The organism is Pseudoalteromonas arabiensis (assembly GCF_001550155.1).
GTDB lineage: Bacteria > Pseudomonadota > Gammaproteobacteria > Enterobacterales > Alteromonadaceae > Pseudoalteromonas > Pseudoalteromonas arabiensis.
The window spans coordinates 587,834-612,670 of sequence record NZ_LRUF01000026.1 but is presented as its reverse complement, the minus strand read 5'-3'; the positions used below and the strand labels follow the sequence as shown (position 1 = coordinate 612,670).

Annotated in this window: 25 protein-coding genes; 6 read left to right on the top strand and 19 right to left on the bottom strand. The window is 40.4% G+C overall.

Translation table 11 applies throughout. The features are described 5' to 3' along the window. Window positions 1–16: 16 nt before the first annotated feature. The 6 genes from dnaX to PAARA_RS19950 all read right to left on the bottom strand — a co-directional run bounded on the left by dnaX (window position 17) and on the right by PAARA_RS19950 (window position 5,530). A complete protein-coding gene (dnaX, locus tag PAARA_RS19970) occupies window positions 17–2,470 on the bottom strand; it encodes a DNA polymerase III subunit gamma/tau (RefSeq protein WP_062570724.1) in 2,454 nt (817 codons plus the stop codon). A gap of 3 nt (window positions 2,471–2,473) precedes the next feature. Further along, entirely contained in the window at window positions 2,474–3,019 is a 546-nt protein-coding gene (apt, locus tag PAARA_RS19965; protein ID WP_062570723.1) for an adenine phosphoribosyltransferase, read from the bottom strand. A gap of 160 nt (window positions 3,020–3,179) precedes the next feature. After that, window positions 3,180–3,302, bottom strand: coding sequence for a hypothetical protein (locus tag PAARA_RS20930; RefSeq protein WP_256213662.1), 123 nt, complete (start codon window positions 3,300–3,302; stop codon window positions 3,180–3,182). Window positions 3,303–3,387: 85 nt separating this feature from the next. Further along, window positions 3,388–4,146: an HvfC family RiPP maturation protein gene (locus PAARA_RS19960; RefSeq protein ID WP_276325285.1), complete on the bottom strand. Its 759-nt coding sequence runs from the start codon at window positions 4,144–4,146 to the stop codon at window positions 3,388–3,390. After that, entirely contained in the window at window positions 4,139–4,987 is an 849-nt protein-coding gene (locus tag PAARA_RS19955; RefSeq protein WP_062570722.1) for an HvfB family MNIO-type RiPP peptide maturase, read from the bottom strand. Before PAARA_RS19955 ends, PAARA_RS19960 begins: the two co-directional genes overlap by 8 nt. A gap of 54 nt (window positions 4,988–5,041) precedes the next feature. Next, window positions 5,042–5,530, bottom strand: coding sequence for an HvfA family oxazolone/thioamide-modified RiPP metallophore (locus PAARA_RS19950; protein ID WP_062570721.1), 489 nt, complete (start codon window positions 5,528–5,530; stop codon window positions 5,042–5,044). Window positions 5,531–5,697: 167 nt separating this feature from the next. Between PAARA_RS19950 and PAARA_RS19945 the strand changes: the two genes are divergently transcribed. Together PAARA_RS19945 and PAARA_RS19940 are read left to right on the top strand one after the other, a co-directional pair. Further along, the gene (locus PAARA_RS19945; RefSeq protein ID WP_062570720.1) at window positions 5,698–6,675 is read left to right on the top strand and encodes a tRNA-dihydrouridine synthase; all 978 of its coding nucleotides are present in this window, start codon (window positions 5,698–5,700) and stop codon (window positions 6,673–6,675) included. A 52-nt stretch (window positions 6,676–6,727) separates the two neighbouring features. After that, window positions 6,728–7,063: a TraR/DksA family transcriptional regulator gene (locus PAARA_RS19940; protein ID WP_062570809.1), complete on the top strand. Its 336-nt coding sequence runs from the start codon at window positions 6,728–6,730 to the stop codon at window positions 7,061–7,063. On the opposite strand, the gene PAARA_RS19935 is transcribed toward PAARA_RS19940, so the two are convergent. The 10 genes from PAARA_RS19935 to pyrC all read right to left on the bottom strand — a co-directional run bounded on the left by PAARA_RS19935 (window position 7,060) and on the right by pyrC (window position 16,188). Continuing rightward, window positions 7,060–8,085, bottom strand: a complete 1,026-nt coding sequence (locus PAARA_RS19935; protein WP_062570719.1) for a hypothetical protein — start codon at window positions 8,083–8,085, stop codon at window positions 7,060–7,062. The two genes, PAARA_RS19940 and PAARA_RS19935, sit on opposite strands and share 4 nt — an antisense overlap. 56 nt (window positions 8,086–8,141) lie before the next feature. Next, the gene (locus PAARA_RS19930) at window positions 8,142–9,401 is read right to left on the bottom strand and encodes a tetratricopeptide repeat protein (protein ID WP_062570718.1); all 1,260 of its coding nucleotides are present in this window, start codon (window positions 9,399–9,401) and stop codon (window positions 8,142–8,144) included. A gap of 11 nt (window positions 9,402–9,412) precedes the next feature. Beyond that, the gene (locus PAARA_RS19925) at window positions 9,413–10,030 is read right to left on the bottom strand and encodes an energy transducer TonB (protein ID WP_062570717.1); all 618 of its coding nucleotides are present in this window, start codon (window positions 10,028–10,030) and stop codon (window positions 9,413–9,415) included. Continuing rightward, the gene (locus PAARA_RS19920; RefSeq protein ID WP_058585247.1) at window positions 10,030–10,434 is read right to left on the bottom strand and encodes an ExbD/TolR family protein; all 405 of its coding nucleotides are present in this window, start codon (window positions 10,432–10,434) and stop codon (window positions 10,030–10,032) included. The genes PAARA_RS19925 and PAARA_RS19920 overlap by 1 nt, the downstream gene beginning before the upstream one ends. 14 nt (window positions 10,435–10,448) lie before the next feature. Next, a complete protein-coding gene (locus PAARA_RS19915; protein WP_062570716.1) occupies window positions 10,449–10,973 on the bottom strand; it encodes a MotA/TolQ/ExbB proton channel family protein in 525 nt (174 codons plus the stop codon). Beyond that, window positions 10,973–12,337, bottom strand: coding sequence for a MotA/TolQ/ExbB proton channel family protein (locus tag PAARA_RS19910; protein ID WP_062570715.1), 1,365 nt, complete (start codon window positions 12,335–12,337; stop codon window positions 10,973–10,975). The genes PAARA_RS19915 and PAARA_RS19910 overlap by 1 nt, the downstream gene beginning before the upstream one ends. Window positions 12,338–12,343: 6 nt before the next feature. Further along, the gene (locus PAARA_RS19905; protein WP_062570714.1) at window positions 12,344–13,114 is read right to left on the bottom strand and encodes a DUF3450 domain-containing protein; all 771 of its coding nucleotides are present in this window, start codon (window positions 13,112–13,114) and stop codon (window positions 12,344–12,346) included. A gap of 473 nt (window positions 13,115–13,587) precedes the next feature. Beyond that, on the bottom strand, window positions 13,588–14,202 hold the full coding sequence (locus tag PAARA_RS19900; RefSeq protein WP_062570713.1) for a response regulator transcription factor: 615 nt from the start codon (window positions 14,200–14,202) through the stop codon (window positions 13,588–13,590). A gap of 395 nt (window positions 14,203–14,597) precedes the next feature. Further along, window positions 14,598–14,807 (bottom strand): cold-shock protein, encoded by a 210-nt coding sequence (locus PAARA_RS19895; protein WP_036967526.1) that lies wholly within the window; start codon window positions 14,805–14,807, stop codon window positions 14,598–14,600. 334 nt (window positions 14,808–15,141) lie between these two features. Beyond that, window positions 15,142–16,188 (bottom strand): dihydroorotase, encoded by a 1,047-nt coding sequence (pyrC, locus tag PAARA_RS19890; RefSeq protein WP_062570712.1) that lies wholly within the window; start codon window positions 16,186–16,188, stop codon window positions 15,142–15,144. Window positions 16,189–16,379: 191 nt separating this feature from the next. Between pyrC and PAARA_RS19885 the strand changes: the two genes are divergently transcribed. Continuing rightward, window positions 16,380–18,749, top strand: a complete 2,370-nt coding sequence (locus tag PAARA_RS19885) for a bifunctional diguanylate cyclase/phosphodiesterase (protein WP_062570711.1) — start codon at window positions 16,380–16,382, stop codon at window positions 18,747–18,749. Window positions 18,750–18,786: 37 nt separating this feature from the next. Here PAARA_RS19885 and metE read toward each other — a convergent pair whose 3' ends face one another. Next, on the bottom strand, window positions 18,787–21,060 hold the full coding sequence (gene metE, locus PAARA_RS19880) for a 5-methyltetrahydropteroyltriglutamate--homocysteine S-methyltransferase (RefSeq protein ID WP_062570710.1): 2,274 nt from the start codon (window positions 21,058–21,060) through the stop codon (window positions 18,787–18,789). A gap of 287 nt (window positions 21,061–21,347) precedes the next feature. On the opposite strand from metE, the gene PAARA_RS19875 reads away from it, so the two are divergent. Further along, the gene (locus PAARA_RS19875) at window positions 21,348–22,235 is read left to right on the top strand and encodes a LysR substrate-binding domain-containing protein (protein WP_062570709.1); all 888 of its coding nucleotides are present in this window, start codon (window positions 21,348–21,350) and stop codon (window positions 22,233–22,235) included. Between the two features lie 120 nt (window positions 22,236–22,355). Here PAARA_RS19875 and PAARA_RS19870 read toward each other — a convergent pair whose 3' ends face one another. Further along, window positions 22,356–23,108 (bottom strand): Nif3-like dinuclear metal center hexameric protein, encoded by a 753-nt coding sequence (locus tag PAARA_RS19870; RefSeq protein ID WP_062570708.1) that lies wholly within the window; start codon window positions 23,106–23,108, stop codon window positions 22,356–22,358. A 149-nt stretch (window positions 23,109–23,257) separates the two neighbouring features. Here PAARA_RS19870 and PAARA_RS19865 point away from each other — a divergent pair, with 149 nt between their 5' ends. Beyond that, window positions 23,258–23,635: a hypothetical protein gene (locus PAARA_RS19865; protein ID WP_062570707.1), complete on the top strand. Its 378-nt coding sequence runs from the start codon at window positions 23,258–23,260 to the stop codon at window positions 23,633–23,635. 30 nt (window positions 23,636–23,665) lie between these two features. Here PAARA_RS19865 and PAARA_RS19860 read toward each other — a convergent pair whose 3' ends face one another. Continuing rightward, the gene (locus PAARA_RS19860; RefSeq protein WP_062570706.1) at window positions 23,666–24,142 is read right to left on the bottom strand and encodes an HPP family protein; all 477 of its coding nucleotides are present in this window, start codon (window positions 24,140–24,142) and stop codon (window positions 23,666–23,668) included. A gap of 100 nt (window positions 24,143–24,242) precedes the next feature. Here PAARA_RS19860 and PAARA_RS19855 point away from each other — a divergent pair, with 100 nt between their 5' ends. Then, window positions 24,243–24,785 carry a TetR/AcrR family transcriptional regulator gene (locus PAARA_RS19855; protein WP_062570705.1) on the top strand — a complete coding sequence of 181 codons (543 nt, stop codon included), beginning with the start codon at window positions 24,243–24,245 and terminating at the stop codon, window positions 24,783–24,785. The last annotated feature ends 52 nt before the right edge of the window (window positions 24,786–24,837 follow it).

Sequence of the window (24,837 nt, the reverse complement as noted above, 5' to 3'; positions counted from 1 at the left end):
GGGCTATTGTAACTAATTACAATGCCTGAATACTGTTTTCATCGATTATAGCGCTAAATAACTGCTGAAATTGCACTATGTTTTCATCACTATTTATTACATCAATGGCTTGTTGATGACGACCTGCATCAATCTTTTGTTGGATCAAATACGGAGAGTCAATAACACCATCAGCAAACTCGATACTCAGTTCTACATTATGACCGTAAATTTCACTTAATGCAGCATTGAGCTTTTGCCTTAGTACTGCACTGTCTAAGTGACGCTGTGATGAGTCAACTTCAATGTGCATTTGATTATTATTCTTTGTGAAAATCGAGTGCAATGCAAATTGTCGCATTCGACCACCTAGCCCCATACGTTTTATTAAATACGCCCATTCATCTTGTTCGTGTGCAAATTTAATACTGCTGATCGGGCTTTCAAAATCATCAGGTACAGGAATACTGGCTTCTTCAATCACAGGCTCTGGCGCTTTTTGTGGGTTGATTTGCTCAAGCAACTCAGGCGCTAAGTTTTCGGTGATTGTTTGATGCTTTTCTCTAAAGTCGACTTTTTTTACTTTATTATGACTCTCCCCCGTCAGCTGGGGGCTGGGCTTTTTTACTTCAACAGCCACTTGTCGCTGCTGAGGTTGATGATTCGTAGCAACTGCGCTTTGTTGCGCTGGCGGCTCTGCTTTGGGCTTCGCTTCAGGCTGTGGTTCTGCTTTAGCATTAGTTTGCGTTGCTGCACCACTTAAACGCCCTGCACCTGAAATATTGCGGTCTTGTAAAATACGAGCAATGGCCGACTGCGCATGACTTTGCTGCTGTTGTAATTGTGCTGGTGCTGTTTGCTGTTGCTGAGGCGCAGGTACTTCATTGGCAGTAAAGCCCTGATCATAGGCGCTATTCATCACATCATCGTATTGCGCAGCAAGTGATGGGTCCATTTGCGCATCATGATCAATCATGTAATCTTGCGAAGAATACTCTGGTGATGAGTATTCAGCTGCAGGTACTTGCTCTGAGAAGCTTTGCTCTTGCTGTTGTGGCGCAGCTTTAACTTCTGCGGTCAATCCAGTTGTAGCGGATTGCTGGGGCTGCTGGTTAGCATCTAGCTGTTCTACTGCTGTTGCTTCAATTTTCTGAGCAGACTTAGGGCTTTGCGCCATTTCTGCTGTAGCAGCTTGAATAGGCTCTGCTTCAACAGGTTCAGCTTGTGTTGGCTGAGGCTCTGAAGGTACAGCCGTTGTCTTAGCAGAGCTTTGTGCTAAAAGTGCTTGCTCTGAAGCTGCTTGTTCACGTTGCGTCGATGATCTTTTCAAAATATCACGCAATGCGCCTGCACCGCTAGGTTTAACCTGCTGTTGGCTATTTGTTGGTGTTTGACTTTGCGCAAATTGCGTTGGTTGGAATGCGAGCAAACGCAGCATGATCATTTCAAAACCTAGTTTGGCATCCGGCGCCCATTGCAGATCTTTTTTACCATTCAAAAGTAGCTGGTAATAAACTTGTATCTGCTGCGCATCCGTTGTTTGCGCAACCTGTTCTATAAACTCACGATTACTCTCATCAAGTGCTGCTGCGCTGGGCACCAGCTGTACTAGCTGAATTAAATGAGTAAGTGCAATCAGATCATCAAGCAAAGCAACAAAATTAGGATTACGGCTGACTAAGTTTTTTATCTCAGCTAACAGCGCATCCCCATCTTGGCAAAGTACTGCGGCTAACATCGTTTGGCTATAGTGTATATCCATTAAACCAAGCATACTCTGTACGGCTTGATAACTTATATTGCCATTCGTTTGTGCCACCGCTTGGTCAGTTAAGCTGAGCGCATCGCGCATGCTGCCATCAGCGGCTTTCGCAAGTGCTTGTAATGATTTATCATCAAAGCTGAGTTGCTCTTGTTGTAAAACATGGGCAAGCTGCTCATGAATTTCTGATTGCGACAACGCATTTAAATTAAACTGTAAACAACGCGATAAAATCGTCACTGGTAATTTTTGCGGATCGGTCGTTGCTAATAAAAACTTCACATGCTCTGGTGGCTCTTCCAGTGTTTTTAGCAAAGCATTGAAACTATGCTTTGACAGCATGTGAACTTCATCGATTAGGTAAACTTTATACCGACCTCGGGTTGGTGCGTATTGCACGTTATCAAGAATTTCGCGGGTATCTTCTACCTTTGTGCGTGAAGCCGCATCGATTTCTAATAAATCAATATAACGGCCGGCTTCAATGTCAGTACAACTTGAACATTGCCCGCACGGCTCTGCAGAGATACCCTTATCGCAGTTGAGGCTTTTTGCGAATATACGTGCGATGGTTGTTTTACCCACCCCACGGGTTCCAGTAAAGAGATAAGCATGATGGAGTCTATTTTGTGTTAATGCATTAACCAATGCTTGCTTAACATGAGACTGCCCCACTAACTCGTGAAAGGTTTGTGGTCGCCATTTCCTTGCTAGAACCTGATAACTCATTAATTATTCGCCTTCGAATTCAACCAACTTTAAAATTTTGATGCCCATATCAGCAACACGTTGCTCACCACCCAGCTCTGGTAAAGATACAACAAACGCAGCATCGGTTGCATGACCACCCAGTTTAGCAACTAGTTTTGCTGTTGCTTCAATTGTGCCACCTGTAGCAAGTAAATCATCAACTAATAACACTTTATCACCAGCAACTATAGCATCGGTATGAAGCTCTAATGTATCTTCACCATACTCTAATTGATAGTTTTGTGAAATGACTTCACGAGGAAGTTTACCTGGCTTACGAACTGGAATAAATGGAATACCTAGTGCATATGAAAGTGGTGCACCAAAAATAAAACCACGAGATTCTGTACCAATTATTTTTGTAAAACCTTGATCTTTATACGCTGAAATAAAGCTGTCAATGGTTGCTTTAAACGCGTCTGCGTTTGCCATTAGGGTTGTTACGTCACGAAACATAATACCCGGTTTAGGGTAATCAGCAATTGTTGCAATGCTCTGTTTAATGAGCGTTGAAGTTGCTTGAGTCATAATTATACTGCTCAAAAATTTTATCTAACAAAGCTCGAGAGTATAACATCACCTTCGTAGAAAGTCGGTAGCAAGATCCAAAATTAATCCTTGAACTGTATCAACAGTAATAAAAAAGGCTGCATAATGCAGCCTAGTGTCTTAAATTTACTTGCGCAAATTAAGATAAAGCAGTGATCCAACCAAGGATAGCGTTTAGACAGCCAATGCCAGCAAATACGGCTAAAAACGCAATAAAATAAGTTGCATTGAACGGATCTTTAAAGTCTTTATCATTCGACATAGTTACTACCTTTATTTAAGCACGACACAATAAGGCGCACATGATAGTCGATGTATCCCTATCAATAAAGGCTTTTTGCGGTATTTTAGAGCAATGATTTAGTAACGATCACACCACGTTCAGCCATTGCACTTAAGGTATTAAGTGCGCCTTGGTATAACTGTTCTTGACTAAATTGAGGAGCGTGTTTAGCAACTTCTTGGCAGAGCGAATTTAAATTTATACCCGGTTTCGTTTCAATGATACTTAATAACAATGCTGTCATCGCATTTGTTGATAAAAACTGTACCTCATCATCACTATCTCGATAAACAACGAAATAACATGGCTCCGTAAGCGGGCTTTGTGGTTGGTAGTCTACACTGATTGTATGAACGGGGTACGTATAACTTAAATTACGTGCCAAACTACTTAAAAACAAACCCGCATTTGTAACCTGATTTGTTTGTAAAGCTGTTTCGTGTTCCTGCGGTTGTGCAACAGATACATCCAATTCAACCCACTCATAATGTGCCAACTCTAACATAAAATCAGGGTCTGTAGGCTGCTTTGAGTAACTTGTAGCAATAAACTCTAAAAACTCACCAGCAATATCAAGAAAATATGGAGACTTACAATTATGCTGACTAAAAAAGAGGCGAATTATATTTTGCCAATCACTTGGTGTATACAGGCTCTTTAGAACGGGAAAGGCAGAGCTTACAAAACCTTCAACATTATTGAAAAACAGATCACGATAAATCGCCATTCTACGCCCTTCAATATTTATTGGCTTTTTATTGTGTTTTGGGTCACGAATATAGGCCATAAATTGTTGCTGAACTTCTATAAAATGACTAGGCACTGTATTTCACCTTACTTGCTGAAAGTTGTAATTTTTCAATGGTGCTTAGCTCTGTTAGCAACTCCGCCATCGGTGGAATATTAAAATCCCGCTCAAGAAGAGTTGGAAACACCCCGTGAAAAGAATACGCTTTTTCAAGCAGCTGCCAAACAGGATCAATGACAGGGGAACCATGTGTATCAACCAGCAAGTCTTCAGCTTCTGTGTAATGTCCTGCCACGTGCCCATAAGCAATTCGCTGACTTGGTAAACCTTTTAAAAATTGCTCCGCATCATAACCATGATTAATTGAGTTAACATAAATATTATTTACATCAATTAAAAGCTTACAATCAGACTCTGCTAATACGGCGTTAGTAAACTCCAGCTCTGTCATTTCTTGACCTGGCGCAGCGTAATATGAAACATTTTCTATTGCAATCTGCTGCTCAAGGATATCCTGAACTTGTTTAATACGCGCAACAACGTGTTTGATAGCTTCTTCTGTAAATGGAATAGGCATTAAATCATACATATGCCCTTCACCTGAACAATAACTTAAATGCTCACTAAAAAAGCGAATATTATGCTCTTTAAAAAAAGCCTTTAGTGATTTCACAAATTCTACATCAAGTTCAGCAGGTGAACCTATAGACAAAGATAAACCATGACAAACAAACGCGTTGCGTTCAGTTAATTGCTTAAACTGTTTTCCAAACCGACCACCCAACTTTAACCAATTTTCAGGTGCTACCTCCAGAAAATCAATTGGTTTAGGGACACCTTTTAACATTTCATCAAGCATTTCTCGGCGCAGGCCTAATCCTATTTGCCCAAATACAGATGTTGTTTCAAATGACATACTACCTCCTACTAAAAAGGGCCTAAATGGCCCTTTTAAAAGCTAAGTGAACGCTTAGTGGTTTGAACCACATTTACCTTCGCCACACTTACCTTCTTTTGCAGCTTTTTTATCGCCGCCACATTTACCTTCGCCGCACTTACCTTCTTTGCCAGCTTTTTTATCACCGCCACATTTGCCTTCGCCGCACTTACCTTCTTTGCCAGCTTTTTTATCGCCGCCACATTTACCTTCGCCGCATTTGCCTTCTTTACCAGCTTTTTTATCGCCGCCACATTTGCCTTCGCCGCATTTGCCTTCTTTGCCAGCTTTTTTATCGCCGCCACACTTGCCTTCGCCGCATTTACCCTCTTTGCCAGCTTTTTTATCGCCGCCACATTTCCCTTCGCCACACTTCCCCTCAGCAGCATCTAACTGATAACCTGCTTGCATTTGCTGAAACTCAAATGGATTTGCGTGTGCGTCACTTGCTGCGAAGCTTGACGCACCAATAACAACGGCACCTAGTGTTAAGGCGATTGAATTTTGCTTAATTGTGTTCATATGATGACTCTCTTTTTCATAACGGTTATTAGATTAGACCCGACAAATAAAAATTACTTTCATACTTTTCCAATTTAATCGACATTCTACAAATACAAATTACGATTTATCATAGTGGCAATAACAGGTAGAATACGCATCCATTTTTTGTTAAGTAAAATTTATCCATGCAATTAGTTTTAGCACCGATGGAAGGCGTTGTCGATTTTAAGATGCGACAACTCCTAACAGACTTAGGTGGATTCGATTTATGCGTCACAGAGTTTGTACGTGTCGTTGACGCAACACTACCAGAGCGTGTATTTCATCGCTACTGCCCTGAGCTAAAAACAGGTGGTTATACACGTGCTGGCACACCGGTCAGAATTCAACTATTGGGGCAAGTCGCGAATGCTTTAGCTGATAATGCAGTCAAAGCGATCCGCCTTGGCTCGCACGGGATAGACTTGAACTTTGGGTGTCCGGCAAAAACGGTAAATAAAAGTAAAGGCGGCGCGGTACTTTTAAAAGATCCTGAGCACATGCATAACATTATTAAAGCGGTTAGAGAGGCCGTCGATCCCGCTCATCAGGTGAGTGCTAAAATAAGGCTAGGCTTTGATGATGATAGCAATAGCCAAGAAATTGTTGATGCCGTTGTGAGCGCGGGCGCCTCAAGCTTAGCTATTCACGCAAGAACCAAACGAGATGGCTATAACCCGCCTGCCTATTGGGAGAAAATCCCACCTTTAATAAAAGGTAAAGCAATTTCGGTTGTCGCCAATGGCGAAATTTGGCAGATTGAAGATGCTCTCTTATGTCAAACCAGAAGTCAGTGTAATGATTTAATGATAGGCCGTGGCGCATTGGCTATGCCTGACTTGGCAAAGCAAATTAAAGCCCATGTGAATGGTGAAACCTATACTCCAATGCAATGGGAGCATGTTATTTACCATATTATTCACTCTTCCATGCACCAAGATGAGAGCAAATGTGAAAAATATTTTGCTTCACGTACTAAGCAATGGCTAGGTTACTTGAAACGTCAGTACCCACAAGCAAATGCCCTTTTTGATGAAATTAGACGCTTAAAAGCCAAGGATGAAGTCGCTGATGTACTAAGAAAGTATGCCAAAGCGCCGAGTATTGATACAAATCATAATTAACGAACGCATTTTGTTTGATAATGCCAGTATTGCCCACTTGGAAGATACCGCGATGAACAATACTGAAATACAAACAAAGCTATCTGCTGAACTTGCGCAGGTAAGACAACGTTTACTTGATATGCTGGCAGATTCTGATCAAGGCTATCATCAGCAACTGCTATCGCAACTCAAGGATACCCCTCCCTCAGATTGGCTTGAACTTACAGCAAATAACTTAGGACCTGAATATCAGATACTCATCTCACGACTGGAAAAATTAGAAGCCGCCTTGTGTCAAATAGACATTGGTCAATATGGCTATTGCTGTGATTGTGAGGAAAAAATTGATGATGAGCGATTACTTACTGATCCTGCCACTCAACGCTGCAGACGCTGCGCTCCTTAGAGCGCGGTGCCTTCTTCTTTACTTACGAAAATAAAGCTCATACCCGGATATAATACAATATCCTCAATCAGCCACTCAGCTTGTGCTTGCTCGACACCTAAACGCTTCATTAAATTCACGCGCGCTTGCTGCTCACTCCACGTGTGATAATGAATGCCCAGATCTGTTTCCATCATTACCTGCCAAAAGTACTGCTCAGCGAGAGTTAGTTCGCGTTTACTTTGTCGCGGGTCGACAAATTCTAACTGCCAGTCAAGACCGTTATGTTGATGATTATCTGAAAAATAATTCATGACTAATGGCGTCGAATGCGAGTCTGACACTGGTAATACAAAATCAGTACTTACCTGTTGTTTGAGTGACATTTGTATCTCACTAAGCCAATTTAATGGAGCTTTAGTCTCACCACTAAAATAGTTCAATTTACTTTGATACCAATCTTTACCATTTGCTAAGCCAACTAAACCAAGTTTGCTGCGCGGCTGATATTGAGTTAAGTATTGATCCAGCTTATTTAGCGCGGTTTGTACACTCTCATCATTATTACCAAGATGAGATTTTACCATTTTATGTAAAAACTTTAATTCGATTTTATTAAGCTTTAGATTACTTTGTTCTGCTGTAATAAGCTGGGTTTCTACAAGCTCTAACCAACTAGCTAATGACTGCGCTGAGTAATCACCTTGCGAGCTAGCTTGGCTCACAACATCCCGTTGCACAGGCCATACAAAATAACGCTCAGGATATCGCTCAGCAATGATTAAATAGTTTAATTGGGCCTGCTGCGATTCGTTTAATTGGGTGTTTTTTAAACCTTGATAAGCAAGATGACGCGCTTCTAAATAGTGCTCAGAAAAAGGCCAAACACTTGCTTTTGAGGAGTTTGCTGTGTTCAGTAATAAATAATTAATATTACGAAGTTCTTGTTGCCCTTCTTGAAACGTGTGGAATTTTGTAGATTGCTCAGAGCAAGCTACCAACATTACACTCGCAACAAGTAACAATACGATCTGTCTTAGCATTTTAAAATTCCATAAAAAAAGCCCCAGAGGGGCTTTTTAGTTTAAAACAACATCAATTAGATTTTTACACCGTTACGAGCGGCTTTATCTTTGATGAAAGTTGACCAGCTCTTCGCGAATTTACGCGTGCGCGGATCATCCATTGCTTTAACAATAGCGTTGTAAGCTTGCTTGTACTTTTCTTGGTAGTAGTAAGCTTCAGCTAAGTCAGAGTAGATTGTTCCTTTTTTATCAGAACCTAACTCTAATGCCTTATTCAAACGAATAACGGCTGCACTATAATTTTGCGACTGTAAAAGTAACGAACCAGCTTTGCGGTAAAGCTCTGCATCGTCGTCAAATTTAGCTGCTTCTTCATAGTATTTAGCTGCTTTTTCAATATCTTTTGAACGGTGGTAATTTGACGCCACAGCACTGATATTTTGCTTAGTACGCTTAACTTTTTCTTCATTAATTGCCTTTTCAAGCACCACAGCTGCTTTATAAGGAATTTCTGTTAACGAATAAAAGTTTGAAAGTACTTTGTATTCGACTTCATTTTCAAAATAGCCATTTTTATAGGCAACTTCCATGGTCGCTAGACCTTTTTGGAAGTCTTCGGTTTGTAGGTAATATTTACCTAAACCAACCCAAGCTTTTTTGTCTTCAGGCCAAACACGAACAATCTCTTCAGCTACACCAACCATATTTTTGTACTGTTTAAGTTCAAAATAGGCCGCTAACTTTAATTGGTAAGAAGCTTTAGCAGGTTCTTTTGCCAATTTGATTGCTTTGTCTGCAGCAGGAAGTACGTCTTTATACTGTTTTAACTCGTAATTTGCTTGTGCAATACGTGTATAAACTTTGTCGTCTTCCTCACCTGTGAAGTCCATCCAAGCATAATACGCATCTTTTGCTTTTGCGTATTGCTCAGTACCCGCGTACATATCACCTAGTAGCTTAAGACCTTGCTCTTGATCAGCAAAGTTTAAAACATCAGGCTTTACTGCCGCTGAAATATGCTTGATCGCTAGGTCGTATTGCTCTTTCTGAGCATACATTTGACCTAAGTAGCGGTCGACTGTTGCCTTATCGAATTCATCCGAAGGATCAATTTCTTTAAGAAGTGCAATCGCTTCATCAAGCTTTTCTTCATTGTACAAGTCAAACGCTTTAATAACTTTTTTACCAACGCGCTCACCCATCACTTTAGTTTTTGCTTTTTTACGCGCTTCAATTTTCGCGTAATCTGGCGCAGCTAAAGCCGGTGCAGTGAAAGCTGCACCCGATAGTGACATAAGAATTGCAAGTGCAGTTACTTTAGATAAATTTCTCATTACTCGCCTCCTTAATTGCCTTGGTTAAGTTTAAAGTCTAATTGTACTTGAAGACCAAATTGCTTTTGTGGTTTTCCGTCAATAACTTTAGGACGGTACTTCCACTTACGCAGTGCACGCTTAGCTTCGCGGTCGAAGATACGTTTAGGATCGGCATCGATTACCTCAACGTCTTCTACCCCACCCACTTCATTGATAGTGAATGAAAGTTGAACCCAACCTTCTTTACCATCACGCGCTGCTTGCGTTGGGTATTTTGGTTCAATACGAACGATAGGTGTCGCATCACCGTCACGTCCAAATGCACCTGGACCACTTAGGCCACCGGCCGTGCCACCCACATCGATACTTGGCATATTAAATGACAATGCACCAGTGTTAGGGTTGCTGTTTTCCGGCTGAGGCGGCTGCGGTTTAGGCGGCTGCTTTGGCGGTGGTGGAGGCGGAGGCGGAACACGCTTCCTCTCCTGCACCTTAGATTCAGGCGGATTCGTCATAATTTCGACTACGATCTGCTCTTTTTGTTCAGTCGCACGGTCAGCTCCACCGGAGATGAGGTACGCCATGAAGTAGAACAAGCCGAAAGTAACTGCCCCACCTGCAATCAGTGAAAACAGAAAACGAATCATTACTGATCTCCAGCTATTGAAATTCTTAGGTTATCACCCGTCGCTTTAATCTGGTCCATAACTTTAACCACTACGCCGTGTTTTGCTTCTTTATCAGCTTGCAAAATTACAACTTCTGTAGGTTGTTCTGCTAATAAACTTTCAATCTTTGCTGAAACACGTTCAACATCAACTTGTTGTTTATCAATCCAGATTGCACCGTCAGCACGAATAGCAACAAAAATGTTAGCATTTTTCTGCTTCGTAGCTTGGGCCGCTTTAGGTTTATTGACTTCGATACCAGCCTCTTTAACGAACGATGTAGTTACGATAAAGAAAATAAGCATGATAAATACGATGTCAAGCATTGGCGTCATATCAACCGCTGCTTCTTCTTCTTCACGAAAACGTTGTTTACGTGCCATATTTAATTCTCTCTCTAGTGATGAGGCATGCTATCTACAAGTTTAGCTTTCGCCATTCTCGCTCTTGCCTCAAGGCGTGAGCTGAAGAATACTCCAGATAGTGCCGCAACCATTCCAGCCATTGTTGGGATCGTTGCCATTGAAATACCTGATGCCATTAAACGTGCGTTACCAGTACCTTGGGTAGCCATGGTTTCGAAAACCGCGATCATACCCGTTACAGTACCTAATAAGCCGATTAAAGGACAAATAGCTACCAATGTCTTAATCAACAACATACGCTGATCTAATTTTTCAGACGCTTCAGAAATCCATGCTTCACGGATTCTGTGTGCGTACCAAGACGTAGTGTCTTGGCGGGCATCCCACTGAGCTACAATGTTCTTCGTCATACGAGGAAACTCAGCTAGTAGGAACCAATAGCGCTCAATCATTAAAACCCACATAAGAAAGAGTGCTATCGCGACCACGTATAAAACCTGGCCGCCTGTGCCAACAAAATCCCTGATAGATTCCCAGATCTCCATCAGGACTAGCATTAGGCTTTCTCCTTCTCCGCGTGAGCTGCGATGATACCAGCGCTTTGCTCATCAAGGACATGTAGAACCGACTTACTACGACCCGCAACAATTGAGTGAAGTAGAATAAGTGGTAGAGCTGCAATTAGACCTAACGCTGTAGTAACAAGTGCTAGAGAGATATTACCAGCCATGATCTTCGGATCACCTGTACCGAACAATGTGATTGTTTGGAACGTAAGGATCATACCGATTACCGTACCTAGTAGACCTAGTAATGGAGCGATTGCTGCCAAGATCTTGATGATGTTGATACCCGCTTCGATGCGAGGCGTTTCACGTAAGATTGCTTCGTCAAGTTTAAGCTCAAGGTTTTCAACGTCTTGATTCTTGTTGTCAGCATAAACCTTAAGAATACGACCCAGTGGATTGTTTGTATTCGGCGTAGAAAGGTTTTTAAGCTGGCTCTTAATCTTAGTGCTAGTAAGCGCAAGATCAATGAAACGTACTACGAAGATTAGTAGACCAACAAGTAATAATACTGTGATGATGTAACCTACTTCAGCACCTTGCTCGTAGTATTCCATAAGCGATTTTTTCTGCGTGTTGATACGTAAGATTGCGCCGCGTGTAGGGTCAACAAATACGCCTGTGTAGTTATCAGCAGAAGTGTTTTCTAAATCAGAAATACCAGAAAGGATGTAGCTATCAGGTTGCTTACCTAGTGGTTGAATTGATTTAGTTTCTGGAGAGTAAATTAAATAACCGTCGTCAGTTACTAAGTTAAAGTTACCGATACGTGTTACTTTTTTCACTGTAGCTGAACCGTCAAGACCAGCAACTTCAGTTTCGAAAGTTGAAACTTTAGCTGATTCTGTCATTTCAGTTTGAAGTGCAATCCAAAGCTCTTCTAATTCACGAACAGTTGGTAGCTCTTTAGCTGCTGCAAGTGAACGAAGTACTTCAGCACGTCCTGGTTTTTCAGCAGAAACAAGTGATGCTTCGATAGTACCAATTGCATCTGCAGCTGAACGGCGTACAACACCGAACATTTCGCCCAACGTACCTTGTGCATTAAGAAGCTCTTGCTCTTTTTCTGCTAAAGTATTTTCGTTTTGCGCATATTCTTTAGATAAGCGGTCGCCACGTGCTTTTTCAGCAGCTAGCTCGCTTTTCGCTTTATTAAGTAACGCTTGCTTGTCAGCACGAGCTGAAAGGAACTCTTGTTCACGTTGCTTATTTAATTTACCTTCAGAGATACGTTCTTGCTTTACTTGCTCAAGAATTTTGTCTAAAGCACCAGTGTTTGCGTGTGCATTAAGCGCGGTACCTGCAGAAACAGATAGTACTGCTGCAACAGCAAAACCTTTAAATAGTTTCTTCATTATTGATTACTCCGCGCCAAAGATTGGTAGTTTAACAAGTTCTAATGTCGCTTGTTTACGCGCCATACGGATAACTTCTTTAACAGGTTTAAGGTATTCTTCACCTAATTCTTTCCACTGTTTTGTATTGTTATCCCACACCCACGCATGCTTAAGGTCAAAAGACTGAGCTACGTATGTGATACGACCTAAACGACCAAAGTCAACGTTGATGCTTTTGCCATCAACTTCAAGTGTACCTTGAGAAGCAGTTACTGCTGAGCTGTATGCAGCTTCAACTGTGTATGCTTCTAGCACTTGGCGGAATTTTTCAGATGTAGTCACTGACGCTGATGCCATGATGTCACGAAGTCTTTCAACACGTGCAAGACGGTTTTCAAGATTGAACGGAACGTCCGCTTTGATGAATTGCTCAAGCGTATCGATCATGCGATACATCAAAGGCACAACGTTTTGTTTCGTGTTATCGATTGTCGCGATTTGACGGTCAAACGATTCGATAGATGCGTTTTGGTCAGCGACCAAACGTGCTACGTGATCGTTGTACACTTTCATAAGCTCAGTTTCATCAACAATGCTACGGTACTCAGCGATTAGCTCTTGAGTTTGACCATAGATATTGTCAATTTTAGTTTGAGACTTAACAGCAGCCTTTTGAATTTGTTGACCTGCATCTTGCACATCTTTCAAAGGATCTGCAATCACATTGCTGCTTGCAAATGCAAATGCGCCAACCAACGCAGATGCTACAAGACTCTTTCTGATTTTAACAGACATAGTTCCCAACCAATTAAGTAATGTTACTTTTATAATTTAATTATCCTCCGAAGAGGACAACCCTGATATCTTTTAATAGATATCAACCCTCCAATAATGCTAAATGCATCTAGCTCTGTCAACTTGATGTTCGGGTTTCATCGGAAAAAATTGGTTACTCGTCGTTGAAGGGAAAATAGCCAAAACAACGAATTAACAAAAAAATAACAGAGGTGTTCGTAGTAAAGTTCTATAGCCCTTTACTGGTAAACATTGGGTCTTGTTTGTATTTTTACTTAAACATAAATGTAACATTTTGTAAAAACAGAAAAGGGCTGTTTAACTTGAAAAAAAAAATCTTTTAAATCGTCTAAAAAATCTCTTTTGAAGAATTTTTATGCACTCAGTGAGCAAAACTGGACAGCTTGCGAACAATATCAGGCTATCCACTTGGGTGGGTGTATTGATTAAACTTCATAATTTAGGTTGGATGGCTAAAAAATTGCGCGGTCTTTTACAAGCTTTGCTAATGAAATAATTGAGTCAACTTCAAGCTTTTCAAATATTTTTGCTTTATAAGTACTTACCGTTTTGTTGCTTATGAAAAGCTTTTCCCCTATATCTTTGTTCGACAATCCTTGCAATAGATAGTTCATGACAGCCAACTCTCGTTCTGTCAGTAGTTCATCGATATCTTTCTCAGAAGCAATTAGATGCTCTTGCGGGAAAAATGTATAACCTCGTAAAATCATTTCTACTGCAGCGGATATATCCTCAAGGCTTTCAGCCTTGTTTACAAACCCTTGAGCCCCCAATTTAGCAGCTGTGCGAATAATATGCTTATCGTGTTTTGCGGATAAAAAGAGCACTTTACCGGCAAAGCCATTACTTACAGCACGCTTGTAGAGGCTAAATCCATCTGAGTCTTCAAGTTCAATATCCAAAATTGCGAGTGCAATATTATTGGTTTTTAGAAACTGTAACGCTTCCTTTTGACTTGCAACAGCCTGAACTTCGTTTACGAGAGTTGATTTTGCTAGCACCATTTTAATTGCAGTAGCCACCATTGGGTGATCATCTACTAGCAAAATATCATTTCCTATGCTCATCAATTAGTAAACCTTCATTATAATTCATCAAACAACTGTCACTAAACTCAGATTTTTTCTGTTTTAAGTTTAACTAAGTTTAGCGGGTTATTTTACGATTGGTGAAATAAATGCAATCAAACGTAGAACGTTTCACGCATCGCACTATTATTCCCAATACAACAGTAAATGTATTTTTATAAAAACTGCCAATACAGCATATAATACTTTAATTATAGAAAGTAGGTTTTTAAGGAATAGTTAGCTAGTTACAGGATAAATACTGAGGAAAACTTACTTCAATAAGCCTTTAGGAGGAAATCTAATTCGGGACGTTTCTTTAGTCTTAAATGGAGAAGGAATTTTGGTGAAACAGAAACTGCCTCACCAAAATATATTCAGGTTCACATAATTACTTATGCTACTTCTACATTCTCAGCTTCAGGGCCTTTTTGACCTTGTTTGATGCCGAAAGATACTTGTTGGCCTTCGCTAAGCGTGCGGAAGCCTGTACCTGTAATAGCGCTGAAGTGTACAAATACATCAGGACCATTTTCTTGTTCAATGAAACCAAAGCCTTTAGCTTCGTTAAAGAACTTAACTTTACCAGTAACCGTGTTTGACATACTAAATTTTCCTGTAAGTCAATAATTAAAAATTCAGCCGTAATGGCTCTATCCTCCCTGAGTGAATGCCCAATAAACTTGGGGTAAAGTACAGGAAGAACCAATAACCAAACCGGTAACCGTACAAGCCGCACATTATCCGTAAATTCAATACGCAAAAACTCAAAGCAACTACAGACTAACACATTAATTTTATTTTAGCTCTATTAATCGAAAATTATTTTGAGGTCAACTGCCACAGCAAAAATATATGACGATAGTATTTATAAGCAATTAAAATATAATGAAAAAGCCCACTAAAAAAAGTGGGCTTTGAAGCAGGTTGCTTTATAAGCTACTTAACTAGCCAATCCATTTGCGCTTCGGCTTTGATTGGTACCACTTGTGAATCACCTAGCTTATAGCTTGCAGGCACCGTCCAACTTTCTCTTACTAGTGTAATGGTGTCTTTATTTCGCTCCAGCCCGTAAAAATCCGGACCAAAATGGCTCGCAAAGCCTTCAAGCTTGTCCAAAGCGCCCGCCTCTTCAAACGCTTCAGCATATAATTCAATGGCAGCATGAGCTGTATATGCGCCCGCACAGCCACACGCCGCTTCTTTTTTGTCTTTATAGTGCGGTGCAGAGTCTGTGCCTAAAAAGAATTTTTTACTTCCACTTGTAGCAGCTTCAATTAGCGCCTGCTGATGAATATTTCGCTTTAAAATTGGTAAGCAATAGTAATGTGGGCGGATACCACCGGCTAACATATGATTACGGTTATAAAGCAAATGATGCGCTGTAATTGTTGCAGCTACATTCTCAGGGGCATTGTTAACAAACTCGACAGCATCTTTTGTAGTGATATGTTCAAGAACAATTCTAAGTGTTGGAAAGTCAGTGACTACATCAGCTAAGATTGTTTCTAGAAATACTTTTTCACGGTCAAAAATATCAATTGATGAATCGGTTACTTCGCCATGTATAAGTAGCAACATGCCCACTTCTTGCATAGCTTCAAGCACCGGATAAATATTTTTAATAGAGGTCACACCTGAATCTGAGTTTGTTGTCGCGCCTGCAGGGTATAATTTAGCCGCAACAATTTTACCTGTCGCTTTGGCTTTTTTAATTTCTTCAGGGGTTGTTTTATCTGTAAGGTAAAGCACCATTAAAGGCTCAAAATTACCTTGCGGACCAGCGGCTTTAATTCGCTCATAATAAGATAATGCACTGTCTGTACAGGTTGCCGGAGGAACAAGATTAGGCATAATAATCGCACGCCCCATATAACGGCTAGCATCACGAACGGTGTCGGTAAGTTGATCACCATCACGCAAGTGTATGTGCCAATCGTCTGGGCGAGTGATTGTTAAAGTTTGCATCGAATTTAAATCTGACATTGCTGGTTTCCACGGCTAAAGTTAGAGGGATAGCGTAAACTATGAGTAAATAACCTCGCTTATTTACTCAAGCGCATATTCAGGTGACTAGTTTACACCAGTTAAGGTTTTTTTTAAAAATAACTTTGTGGATATATAAATAGTAGGTTAAGTTAATAAATTAACAGCTAATTTGAGTCAGTTTTCTTTTTATGTCTAACAGGTTAGATACCGCTTTTGCACTTGAGGTCAAAACAGACCAACTACGTATAATAAATCAGTTTTCATCCTCATTGATGCAGCTTGATACACTTGAAGAATTACTGGATTACGTAACATCTCAGGTTGTAAAACGTCTTGGCTTTATTGAGTGTGTTATCTATTTAGCTGATGATGAAACACGTACATTAAAAGAAGTTGCTTCAATGGGAACAGCAAGTTCTTCAGATACCTACCACATAGACAGAACTGAAATCGATTTTGATCAAGGGATCACCGGTTATGTCGCATCGTCAGGACTCCCTCTAATGGTTGGCGATGTCACTCAAGATAGTCGTTATATAGCGGATGCCCGCCCTGCTCTTTCTGAGTTATGTGTGCCCCTTGTTTATAAAGAAAAGGTCTTAGGGGTGATTGATTGCGAGCACCCACAAAAACATTACTATACAGATGCACATTTAGAGGTGCTCTCAACTGTTGCTCATTTACTGAGTGCAAAAATAAATCAAGTTCGCACCGTTGAAAATTTACAACAAACAGTAAAACAGCTAAATGATGCTCAAAAGCTTGAAAATAGTATGTTGCAAATTGCAAATTTAACCTATCAATCAAGCGAGCTAGACAGCTTTTTTGAATCGCTCCACTGTATTATTACCTCTTTACTGCGAGCTGATAACTTCTTTATTGGCCTGTATGACAAACAACTAGATGTACTTGATTTAGTCTATATTATTGAAGAAGGTGTTCGTTCAAACGCACATAAAAAGATTTCCAAAGAATTACTCAAGGACACCGCCTCGTATTACCTTTTAACAACAGACCAGTCTCTGTTATTTAATAAAGAAGAATTTGCAAAGCATATAAAGGCAGGCCATTTTAAAATGGTCGGCAGACAAGCAGAATCTTGGCTCGGTGTGCCTTTTAAGGTTAATGAGCGTATCAGTGGCGTAATTGCAGTTCAAAGCTATAGTGAATATTACCATTACAGTGAACATGATCGTGCTCTTCTGACTTATGTAAGCCGACAAATAAGTATGGCAATTGACCGTCAACTTTCGCGCCAAGAACTGGAACATAAAGCGCTGCACGACGAGCTCACAGGCTTGGCAAACCGCTCATTACTTATCGAACGAGTTAAACACGGGATCTTACGCTTGGCTCGTTCTGATGAACAAAGTCAACATGCCCTACTTTATTTAGACTTCGATCGCTTTAAGAGTATTAACGATTCGCTCGGTCATGAGGTTGGCGATCATTTTTTAGTCAAAATTTGTGAGCTAATACAAGGAACAATTAGAAATACAGATACATTCGCACGCTTGGGTGGTGACGAATTTGCTATTTTTATGGAAAACATCACTGACAAACAACAAATTGATGATGCACTTGCACGTATCCAACTGGCACTTGCAGAGCCTCTCAATATCGATGGTCACCTATTGCAAGCTTCAACGAGTATCGGTGTTGCATTTTGTACAAGTGAAAAAGACAAGGCTTATAAGTTACTGCAACATGCTGATGCAGCTATGTACGAAGCAAAATCTTCAGGTCGCGGACAAGTCAAATTTTTCAATAACACAATGCGCAAAAAATTAAAGTCACATGCAGATATTGAAAATGACTTACAACATGGCATTGAGCATAACGACTTTGAACTTTACTACCAGCCTATTTTTACTATTCAAAGTAATGAAGTTGTTGGTTTTGAAGCGCTTGTTAGATGGCATCACCCTAGCAAAGGTTTAGTGGCCCCCAATGATTTTATTCCGATCGCTGAGGACACAGGGCAGATTATTAATCTTGATTTGCACTTATTAGAACTTGCCGCAAAGCAGATATTCGCTTGGCATAAACAAGGAACACCTTTTTTACGTGTCACTGTCAATGTGTCATCTAGGCATTTTGCAAGCCTCGACTTTGTGAGTCAGATACATGACTTATATAAAAAGTATCAATTACCACTGGGCTCTTTATGTTTAGAAATAACAGAATCAGGCTTAATTGGTAACCTAGAGTTGGCAACAAAAATAATAGAAGGCCTTGCTCCGCTTGAAGTCAAACTATGTTTAGATGATTTTGGTACAGGTTACTCTGCACTTGGTTATTTACATCAACTGCCCATTCATATTTTAAAAATTGATAAAAGCTTTATTGATCATTTAAGAAAAGAGCATAACCCACTTGTTGACGCTATTCTTTCATTAGCCCAATCATTAAAACTGGATGTAGTGGCAGAGGGAATTGAAACAGAGCAACAATTAAACATTTTAAAACAAACACAATGTAAGTTTGGCCAAGGCTTTTTAAAGGCCAAACCTATGCCAGCCAGTGAAGCTGAAAAAATAATTCTAAATGGTCTTTAAAGCCTAAGAGTTACTTAGGCTTAGTATGTTTATGAGGTTAGCCTAACTCTCGGCGTAACTCTTTAGCGGCAGTAACCATATTTTGTAATGCTAAGCGTGTTTCTTCCCAACCGCGGGTTTTTAGACCGCAGTCAGGGTTGACCCAGAGCCTCTCTACTGGCACTTTTTTAGCCGCTTTGTGAATTAAGTTCTTAATCCAAGCAATATCGGGGATATTTGGGCTGTGAATATCATACACCCCTGGCCCGATATCATTCGGATAATCAAAATCCTCAAATGCTTTTAATAGCTCCATATTTGAACGAGATGTTTCTATCGTGATGACATCTGCATCCGTGTCTGCAATACCCGCTATGATGTCGTTAAACTCCGCATAACACATATGAGTATGAATTTGTGTTTCATCTGCCACTTTCGATGCACAAACACGAAACGCATAAGCAGCCCAGTCCAAGTACGATTGCCAGTCACTTGATTTTAATGGCATACCTTCTCTAAAAGCGGGCTCATCAATTTGAATTATCTTTATACCAGCTTGCTCTAAATCGACAACTTCATCACGAAGCGCTAATGCTATTTGCTTAGCAATGGTAGATTTATCTAAATCATCACGGATAAATGACCAAAATAGAATAGTCACTGGACCCGTTAGCATGCCTTTCATTTTCTTCGTTGTTAGAGATTGTGCATAGCGCGTCCATTCAACTGTCATAGATTGCTCTCTCGACACATCGCCCCAAATAATCGGGGGTTTTACACAACGCGTTCCATAACTTTGTACCCACCCAAATTGGGTGAATGCAAAGCCTTGCAAAAACTCCGCAAAGTACTCAACCATATCGTTACGCTCTGCCTCACCATGCACCAAAACATCGAGCTGTAACGCTTCTTGCTCTTCAACAGCATAGCGAATTTCTGCTTCCATCTGCTGACGGTACTCAGCAGCAGGCAAAACCCCCGCTTTAAATTCTTTACGTGCTTTACGTATCGATTGAGTTTGCGGGAAAGATCCTATCGTGGTGGTCGGTAGTAAAGGTAGCCCAAGTGCGCTTTGCTGTTTGGCTATTCGAACTGAGAATGGACTAGACCGTTTAGCATCTTTGTTAGTTAGTGTACTCAGACGGTTTTGCACATCTTGATTATTAACTCTCGCTGATATTAAACGTTTCTTAACTGGCTCACTGTAATCATACAGCAACTGTGTTTGCCCTGTGTTAAGCGCATTACGCAATAGTTGTAACTCTTCGCCTTTTTGTTTGGCAAAAGCAAGCCACGATTTTATTTCCCCCTCTAATTGCTGCTCTTGGTCTAAATCGACAGGTGTATGAAGCAACGAACAAGATGGCGCAAGCCACAGGTTATCGCCTCTTTTTTTAGCTAACGCGTGCAATACAGAATACTTTTGCGTTAAATCACTGCGCCATATATTACGACCGTCAATAATACCCAGTGAAAGTACCTGTTGCTGTGTGATTAAGGTATCAAGCTTTGATATATCGACATTTCCTGCAACACAATCAAAATGCACACCGTCTACAGGGTAATTAGCTATATCGGCAACATAATCATTTACTGAGTCAAAATAACTGGCAACTAGTAACTTCACACCTTGTCCTGAAAGCGTCGCAAAACTTGTTTTAAGTGCTTTTTGCTGGCCAGAGTTTAATTCTAAGGCAAGAACAGGTTCATCTATTTGAACCCACTCAACACCCAGCTTCGCAAGCTTAGCTAATACCTGTTGATAGACAGGTAAAAGCTTTTCTAGTAATGATAACGTATCAAACGGCTTTCCTGCAGGCTTAGCCAAATGTAAATAAGTCACAGGGCCAACCAACACAGGCTTCACCTTGTGGCCTAATTGATGAGCTTCTTGCACATGCTCAAATAGTTCAGTCCAAGTCAGTGCGAATGTTTGATCTTCCGATAACTCAGGAACAATATAGTGATAATTTGTATTAAACCATTTTGTCATCTCACTTGCCGCACATTGACATCCAGTAGGCGCTTGCCCTCTAGCAATTCTAAAAAGTGTATCTAAGTCAACGTTACCTTCCTCACTACAGTGGCGCTTTGGAATTGCTCCCACCAAAAGTGATGTATTCAAAACATGATCATACCAAGCAAAGTCACCTACAGGCAGTAAGTCAATACCGGCATTAGCTTGTAGTGCCCAGTTTTCTTGCCGAATAGACTTACCTCGTTCGAGTAATACTTGCTGGTTTATTTTTCCTGCCCAATAAGATTCTATTGCGAACTTTAACTCACGTTTCTTTCCTATTCGAGGAAAGCCTAAATTATGTAATTGTGCCATACCCATTCCATTTAGCTGTTTAGATGTCTAAAACATTAGCGATGAGATAAAGCTAATTCAACTGATGCTTTCTCAGTTTCAACTTGAGGTAATTTCATGGATTTAAAAAATAATTTAAGTAAAATATAAATGACAACGCTGTCAATTTGATTAATAAAAGTATATTGTAAATATGAGGTAAAATTCCTCTGAAACTTTAGACGTCTAGACGTTGAAAAAACATAATTGTAGGCGTACTATGTCCATAATCTGAGTTTGACTCACATTTTTCATGAGATTTTTTAAAGATGATCGATATTAAACACTTAAAAACCATAGCAACCCTTAAAGAAACAGGATCTTTGGTCAATACAGCCCGAGAGTTGTTTCTAACGCAATCGGCTTTATCGCATCAAATTAAAGATCTTGAGAATAAATTAGACTGTCAACTTTTCGAGCGTAAAACGCAGCCTGTGCGCTTCACGCCACAAGGTATGCTGTTACTGGAGTTAGCAAACGAAGTTTTACCGCGTGTTGAAGCGACAAAATGCCGTTTAAAAGAAAGCCTTAATCAGCCAATTTCAAACCTGCGCTTAAGTGTCGAATGCCATGCTTGCTTTCACTGGCTATTACCGACTATAAAAGAGTTCAACAACTTTTGGCCAGATATTAAAGTCGATTATGAAAGAGGCTTTAGTTATGACGCTATTCCTGATCTAATCAATGATGAACTGGACTTAGTACTCACCTCTGATATCCGTGAGCCAGACAAATTAGAATACGCACACTTATTCGACTTTAAGTTAAAACTGATTGTTTCACCTGATCATGAACTGGCCAAAAAAGCCTATGTCACCGCACTGGATTTAAAAAACGAAACGATAATTTCTTACCCCATTCCACGTGAACGCCAAGATATCTTTAAACATTTTATCCAAAATGCACGATTCGATGGCACGCTGAAAACGGTTGACCAAGGCTTATTGATTTTCCAGTTGGTGAGTGCTGGTATGGGGGTTGCGGCTTTGCCCGATTGGTTAGTGACCCCTTATGAAAGCCAAGGGCTTATTAAATCGATTCCGTTAGGTGCGTTAGGGTTAACACGCCCGATGTATTTAGCAATGAAAAAAAATATGAAAGATAACCCTGTTTATCGCCACTTTTTAAATACCTGTAAACAAAATAACGGCCGTTAATAAAAGCTCATGTAACTGACATGGTTACATGGGCTTTTATGCTCCCTTGCTGGTTCAGTCCATTGGCCCGTGAAATATGCGCCACTGCTTTGATGCAAAGGCGCAGTAGTCTCCATAGAATCAGACAGGGTTATCGATATCAATAAAGGTGACATCAAAACCATGCTGCTCAGCTAATAACTCACCCAGAGCTTTAATGCCGTAGCGCTCTGTCGCATGGTGACCTGCTGCAAAAAAATCGATACCTTGTTCACGTGAGCTGTGAATCGTTTGTTCAGATGCTTCACCTGTCAAATAAGCATCAATATCCTGCGAGGCAGCTAAATCAATATACCCTTGCCCACCACCAGTACACCAAGCAATAGTGTCAATTTTCTCTTCTCTAACTAAGCTTGTTAACGGTGCGCGATTGAGTACTTGGGCAATTTTGTCGGCAAATTCTTCACCCGTTAATGGTGTTTTTAAACGCCCTTTTACCGGCACACTATTAGGACCGGATTCAAGCCCAGCAGTAAACTCAATATCGAGTAACTTTGCCAATTGCGCGTTATTACCAATGTCGGGGTGTATATCTAGCGGCAAATGATAGCCATATAAATTAATATCATTCTTTAAAAGCGCTGCAATACGGCGTTTTTTCATACCCGTAATTGACTGCGACTCCCCTTTCCAAAAGTAGCCGTGATGTACCAAAATTGTATCTGCATTTTCGGCTATCGCTGCATCAATCAATGCTTGGCTTGCTGTTACACCCGTTACTATTTTTTTTACCTCACTCGCGCCTTCAACTTGTAAACCGTTGGGGCAGAAATCAGCGATTAATTCAGGCTTAAGAATGTCATTTAGTAATTGAGTAAATTGTTTGCGTTGCATATAAAACCGTTCTCCAACCCTCTATTTTGTGCAAATTTTGGCGGTTATGAGCGAAAAATGGAAGGAAAATCGCAAAAAATTGAAAAGTAAGCTGAAAATAGGTATAAATATATATTCTTAATCTGTGTTTACAACGTATAGGGTCTCTGATGAGCAAACTAGACAAAACAGAAGTGTTAAATGCCTTCGAAGCAGCATACGAAGCAGCGAATGGTAAGAAACCTGAAATTACTACAAAACCTGGTTGGTATAGCATCGATGGTGGCAAAAACTTGCGCCTAGCCGATGTTGCAGCGCTGACTGAAGAGCTTACTTCTGGTAAAACAGCTGAGCCTAAGGCAGAAGAAGCACCAAAAGCCCCAGCGAAAAAAACCAAAACTAAAACCGCTGCGCCAGCTAAAACAGCAAAAAAAGCATCATTCACTGTTGTTAAAGCAAACGATGATGGTTACAAAGCTGAAGAACTTTGGATCGTTAACCTAGCTGAAAAAGACCACGATTGTCGTTTACCACGTGGTGTTGTGTAATTTACTTACACTTAATAATTTTAAAAACCACTACTCGTTAGTGGTTTTTTTATATTCATCCAGCTGAATATTTAATAGCCATTGACTAAAATAACCAAATAGCACAATAAAAATAGTGCCAATCAGTACGGGCATTACTAAGAAATCCCAACTTTGCAAAGATTGCATAATCAAAATTGGATTTGCCCCTGCCGCGGGATGTATTGTGTCTGTCAACATCATGAGACTGATTGCCAGCCCTGTGGCGATAGCAATTTCAACAGGCCCTACACCGACATAATTTACAAATACAACGCCAATTAATGCAGTCAAAAGGTGCCCTCCGATGACATTTTTCGCTTTCGCAAGCGGGCTGTGTGGTACACCAAATACCAACACCGCAGTTGCACCAAATGGTGCCATCAACCAAATACCGTAATTTCCTAATTGCTGTAAATAGGCCAACACAAAAATTGCCATACAAGCAATTACACCTGCGATAGCCGCTTTACTCACCTTATTTTCCATAACGCCTCCTAAAAGTAGACCGATTTGTCTACTCGGCAAATGGTAGACAAGTCGGTCTACTTCTGTCAAGCTATCATTAGTCGCCAATTGAGATCTTGTTATGGATAAACGAACACATATTATTTTGACCGCCCTGTCACTTTTTTATCAAAAAGGCATTCATAGTGTGGGAATAAACGAGATTATTAGTGTCGCGGGTGTCGCTAAAAAAACCATGTACCACCATTTCGTAAGTAAAGATGAACTATTACTAGCGTGCCTTAGTGAGCGACATAACAGGTTTTTAAATTGGTTAACGCAAGCCACCAGCAAGCAAACAACTATTGAAGAATTTAAAGTCGCTTTGATCAGCTGCCATGAAGCGTGGTTTAATTCTAAAGTGACTGAATTAGGTGATTTTAATGGCTGTTTATTTATTAACACTGCAGCCGAATTTGCTGATCCTGCCAACCCAATTAATCAAGCCTGCAAAGAGCATAAAATGGCAGTGCAGCAGTTAATAAAACAGCGTTTATCAGCGTGTAATAACATGGAAAGTTCGCAGTTGGGCTCGTACAGCCACTATTTGATGACACTCGTTGAGGGTATGATCTGCCAAGCAAAACTGGTAGGAATTAAACAGTTTCCTCATTTAAAACAATGAATAAACAATAAAAAAGCGGCACTATGGCCGCTTTCAGTTTAGATTTTCGCTA

Excerpts from the sequence above, each read along its gene's own strand:
- dnaX (WP_062570724.1), bottom strand. The coding sequence starts at position 2,470 with ATGAGTTATCAGGTTCTAGCAAGGAAATGGCGACCACAAACCTTTCAC.
- apt (WP_062570723.1), bottom strand. The coding sequence starts at position 3,019 with ATGACTCAAGCAACTTCAACGCTCATTAAACAGAGCATTGCAACAATT.
- PAARA_RS20930 (WP_256213662.1), bottom strand. The coding sequence starts at position 3,302 with ATGTCGAATGATAAAGACTTTAAAGATCCGTTCAATGCAACTTATTTT.
- PAARA_RS19955 (WP_062570722.1), bottom strand. The coding sequence starts at position 4,987 with ATGTCATTTGAAACAACATCTGTATTTGGGCAAATAGGATTAGGCCTG.
- PAARA_RS19950 (WP_062570721.1), bottom strand. The coding sequence starts at position 5,530 with ATGAACACAATTAAGCAAAATTCAATCGCCTTAACACTAGGTGCCGTT.
- PAARA_RS19945 (WP_062570720.1), top strand. The coding sequence starts at position 5,698 with ATGCAATTAGTTTTAGCACCGATGGAAGGCGTTGTCGATTTTAAGATG.
- PAARA_RS19940 (WP_062570809.1), top strand. The coding sequence starts at position 6,728 with ATGAACAATACTGAAATACAAACAAAGCTATCTGCTGAACTTGCGCAG.
- PAARA_RS19935 (WP_062570719.1), bottom strand. The coding sequence starts at position 8,085 with ATGCTAAGACAGATCGTATTGTTACTTGTTGCGAGTGTAATGTTGGTA.
- PAARA_RS19930 (WP_062570718.1), bottom strand. The coding sequence starts at position 9,401 with ATGAGAAATTTATCTAAAGTAACTGCACTTGCAATTCTTATGTCACTA.
- PAARA_RS19925 (WP_062570717.1), bottom strand. The coding sequence starts at position 10,030 with ATGATTCGTTTTCTGTTTTCACTGATTGCAGGTGGGGCAGTTACTTTC.
- PAARA_RS19920 (WP_058585247.1), bottom strand. The coding sequence starts at position 10,434 with ATGGCACGTAAACAACGTTTTCGTGAAGAAGAAGAAGCAGCGGTTGAT.
- PAARA_RS19915 (WP_062570716.1), bottom strand. The coding sequence starts at position 10,973 with ATGCTAGTCCTGATGGAGATCTGGGAATCTATCAGGGATTTTGTTGGC.
- PAARA_RS19910 (WP_062570715.1), bottom strand. The coding sequence starts at position 12,337 with ATGAAGAAACTATTTAAAGGTTTTGCTGTTGCAGCAGTACTATCTGTT.
- PAARA_RS19905 (WP_062570714.1), bottom strand. The coding sequence starts at position 13,114 with ATGTCTGTTAAAATCAGAAAGAGTCTTGTAGCATCTGCGTTGGTTGGC.
- PAARA_RS19900 (WP_062570713.1), bottom strand. The coding sequence starts at position 14,202 with ATGAGCATAGGAAATGATATTTTGCTAGTAGATGATCACCCAATGGTG.
- PAARA_RS19895 (WP_036967526.1), bottom strand. The coding sequence starts at position 14,807 with ATGTCAAACACGGTTACTGGTAAAGTTAAGTTCTTTAACGAAGCTAAA.
- pyrC (WP_062570712.1), bottom strand. The coding sequence starts at position 16,188 with ATGTCAGATTTAAATTCGATGCAAACTTTAACAATCACTCGCCCAGAC.
- PAARA_RS19885 (WP_062570711.1), top strand. The coding sequence starts at position 16,380 with ATGTCTAACAGGTTAGATACCGCTTTTGCACTTGAGGTCAAAACAGAC.
- metE (WP_062570710.1), bottom strand. The coding sequence starts at position 21,060 with ATGGCACAATTACATAATTTAGGCTTTCCTCGAATAGGAAAGAAACGT.
- PAARA_RS19875 (WP_062570709.1), top strand. The coding sequence starts at position 21,348 with ATGATCGATATTAAACACTTAAAAACCATAGCAACCCTTAAAGAAACA.
- PAARA_RS19870 (WP_062570708.1), bottom strand. The coding sequence starts at position 23,108 with ATGCAACGCAAACAATTTACTCAATTACTAAATGACATTCTTAAGCCT.
- PAARA_RS19865 (WP_062570707.1), top strand. The coding sequence starts at position 23,258 with ATGAGCAAACTAGACAAAACAGAAGTGTTAAATGCCTTCGAAGCAGCA.
- PAARA_RS19860 (WP_062570706.1), bottom strand. The coding sequence starts at position 24,142 with ATGGAAAATAAGGTGAGTAAAGCGGCTATCGCAGGTGTAATTGCTTGT.
- PAARA_RS19855 (WP_062570705.1), top strand. The coding sequence starts at position 24,243 with ATGGATAAACGAACACATATTATTTTGACCGCCCTGTCACTTTTTTAT.